The 3,242-nt window shown below is 73.8% G+C and carries 2 protein-coding genes; both read left to right on the top strand.

The window, feature by feature from the left end; all coding sequences use genetic code 11:
• Positions 1-23: 23 nt before the first annotated feature.
• A complete protein-coding gene (locus tag C1I93_RS29815; RefSeq protein ID WP_111246577.1) occupies positions 24-1,244 on the top strand; it encodes a class I SAM-dependent RNA methyltransferase in 1,221 nt (406 codons plus the stop codon).
• Positions 1,245-1,334: 90 nt separating this feature from the next.
• The coding region (gene dxs / locus C1I93_RS29810) for a 1-deoxy-D-xylulose-5-phosphate synthase (protein ID WP_111246576.1) at positions 1,335-3,242 on the top strand (1,908 nt) is incomplete at its 3' end.

The raw sequence follows: 3,242 nt of genomic DNA, 5'->3' as shown, positions 1-3,242 counted from the left end.
GGCTCGCGGGGCCGGCGGGCGGCCTGGAGGAGGCCGAGCGGGTCGAGTTGACGGTGGCGGCCATCGCGCCCGGGGGCCACTGCGTGGCCCGGGTCGCCGGCCAGGTGGTCTTCGTCCGGCACGCGCTGCCCGGCGAGCGGGTGCTGGCGGAGGTGACCGAGGTGCACCGGGGTTTCGTCCGGGCCGACGCGGTGGCGGTGCTGGAGGCCGCGCCGGACCGGGTCACCCCACCCTGCCCGTACGCCCGGCCTGGGCGCTGTGGCGGCTGCGACCTGCAACACGTCGCGCCGGACGCCCAGCTGCGCTGGAAGGCCGCCGTGGTGCGGGAGCAACTCATCCGTCTCGGCGGCCTCGACGAGGCCGCCTGCGACGCGCTGGGGGTACGGGTCGAGGCGTTGCCGGGCGGCCAGCTCGGCTGGCGGTCCCGGGTCCGGTACGCGGTGGACGCCGCGGGCCGGGCCGGTCTGCTCAAGCACCGTTCGCACGAGGTGGTGCCGATCGACAGGTGCCTGATCGCCCACCCGGCCATCCAGGAACTGCCGGTGCTCCCCGCCACCGGGGCGCGGTGGCCGCAGGCCGAGGCGGTGCAGACGGTGGCCTCCAGCGACGGTGACGTGGCGGTGGTCGCCGTCGCGGCGGGGCGTACCGACCTGGTGCGTGGACCGGAGCGGGTCCGGGAGCGGGCCGCGGACCGGCAGTGGCAACTGCCCGTCTCGTCGTTCTGGCAGGTGCACCCGGCAGCTGCGGACACCCTGGTCGGCGCGGTACTGGAGCTGACCGGGCCGCGGCCGGGGGAGCGGGCGTGGGACCTCTACGGCGGGGCCGGGCTGTTCGCGGCGGCGCTCGCCGAGCGGGTCGGTTCCGGCGGGCGGGTGACCCTCGTCGAGTCCGCCGGTGACGGGGTCGCGGCGGCCCGGGAGAACCTGGGCGACCTGCCCCAGGTGGAGGTGGTCTCGGCGCGGGTGGAGCGGGCACTGTCGCGGCGCCGGCTCACCGGCCCGGTCGACGTGGTGGTGCTCGACCCACCGCGCGCGGGAGCCGGCGCCGGGGTGGTACGCGACATCGTCGCCGCCGGGCCCCGGGCCGTGGCGTACGTGGCCTGTGACCCGGCCGCGTTCGGCCGTGACCTGCGGGTCTTCCGCGACCTCGGTTGGCGGCTGGCGGCCCTGCGCGGGTACGACCTCTTCCCGATGACGCAGCACGTGGAGCTGGTCGGGCTGCTGGTGCCGGGCGATGAGCGTTAACAGGGGGCCCCTGCTCTACCGCAGGCGTTAGCAGGGGGCCCCTCCTTGCACCGGCTGCGGTGTGCGCGAGGGCCGATAGACTCTGCGGTCATGAGTGTTGATGAGGACACGGCCAACCAGGGCCGGCTACTGGCCGCGGTGCACGGTCCCCAGGACGTCAAGCGGATGTCAGGCACCGAACTGGACATCCTCGCCGCCGAGATCCGTGACTTCCTGGTCGCCAAGGTGTCGCGTACCGGCGGGCACATCGGTCCCAACCTGGGCGTGGTGGAACTCACCCTGGCCATGCACCGGGTCTTCGACTCTCCCCGTGACCGGCTGCTCTTCGACACCGGTCACCAGGCATACGTTCACAAGATCATCACGGGCCGGCAGGCCGGGTTCGACCAGCTGCGCCAGCGTGGTGGGCTCTCCGGCTACCCCAGCCAGGCCGAGAGCGAGCACGACCTGATCGAGAACTCGCACGCCTCCACCGCCCTGTCGTACGCCGACGGGCTGGCCAAGGCGTACGCCCTGCGCGGCGAGTCGCGCAGCGTGGTGGCGGTGGTCGGTGACGGCGCGCTGACCGGCGGCATGTGCTGGGAGGCGCTGAACAACATCGCCACCGCCGGCAACCCCCTCGTCATCGTGGTCAACGACAACGGCCGGTCATACTCGCCGACCATCGGCGGGCTCGCCGACCACCTCTCCACCCTGCGGCTGAACCCCGGGTACGAGAAGGTCCTCGACACGGTCAAGGACGCCCTCGGCTCGACCCCGCTGGTCGGCAAGCCGATGTACGAGGTGCTGCACGCGGTCAAGAAGGGCATCAAGGACGCGGTCGCGCCGCAGGCGATGTTCGAGGACCTCGGCATCAAGTACGTCGGCCCGGTCGACGGGCACGACGTCGCGGCCGTCGAGACCGCGCTGCGGGCGGCGAAGAACTTCAACGGCCCGGTGATCGTGCACGCGGTCACCCGCAAGGGCTACGGCTACCGTCCCGCCGAGGAAGACGAGGCGGACTGCTTCCACGGTCCCGGTGCTTTCGATATCGCCACCGGCGTCGCCACCGCCGCGCCCGTGGTGAAGTGGACCCACGTCTTCGCCGACGAGCTGGTCGCCATCGCCGACGAGCGGCCCGACGTGGTGGGCATCACCGCTGCGATGGCCGAGCCGACAGGCATCGCCAAGCTGGCCCGCAAGCACCCGCAGCGGGTGTACGACGTGGGCATCGCCGAGCAGCACGCGGCCACCTCGGCGGCCGGGCTGGCGCTCGGCGGGCTGCACCCGGTGGTGGCGGTCTACGCCACCTTCCTCAACCGGGCCTTCGACCAGGTCCTGCTGGACGTGGCGATGCACAAGCTGCCGGTCACCTTCGTGCTGGACCGCGCCGGCATCACCGGCCCGGACGGGCCGAGCCACTACGGCATCTGGGACATGTCGGTCTTCGGGGTGGTGCCCGGCCTACGGATCGCCGCACCCCGCGACGCCGCCACCCTCCGCGAGGAGCTGCGCGAGGCGGTAGCCGTCGACGACGGCCCCACCATCGTCCGCTTCCCGACCGGTGCGGTCGCCGCCGACCTGCCCGCCGTACGCCGGGTCGGCCCGGTGGACGTGCTCACCGAGTCCTCCCGTGCCGACGTGCTGCTGGTCGCCGTCGGCTCCTTCGGCCAGTTGGGCATGGAGGTCGCCGCCCGACTCGCCGAGCAGGGCTACGGCGTCACCGTGGTCGACCCGCGCTGGGTCCGCCCGGTCCCGGCCGAGCTGGTGCAGCTGGCCGCCGGGCACCGACTCGTGGTCACCGTCGAGGACGGCGTCCGGGTCGGCGGCGTCGGTGACGCCCTCGCCCAGGCCATGCGCGACGCCGACGTCCACGTGCCGCTGCGCGACCTCGGCGTGCCGGCCGACTGGCACCCGCACGGCTCCCGCGCCCAGATCCTCGCCGATCTCGGCCTGACCGCCCAGGACGTGGCCCGCGACGTCACCGGCTGGATCTCCCGCCTCGACACCGCCCCCGTC

This window comes from Micromonospora endophytica (genome assembly GCF_003236305.1).
Taxonomy (GTDB): Bacteria; Actinomycetota; Actinomycetes; order Mycobacteriales; family Micromonosporaceae; genus Micromonospora; species Micromonospora endophytica.
This window is presented reverse-complemented; position numbering and strand designations above follow the sequence as displayed.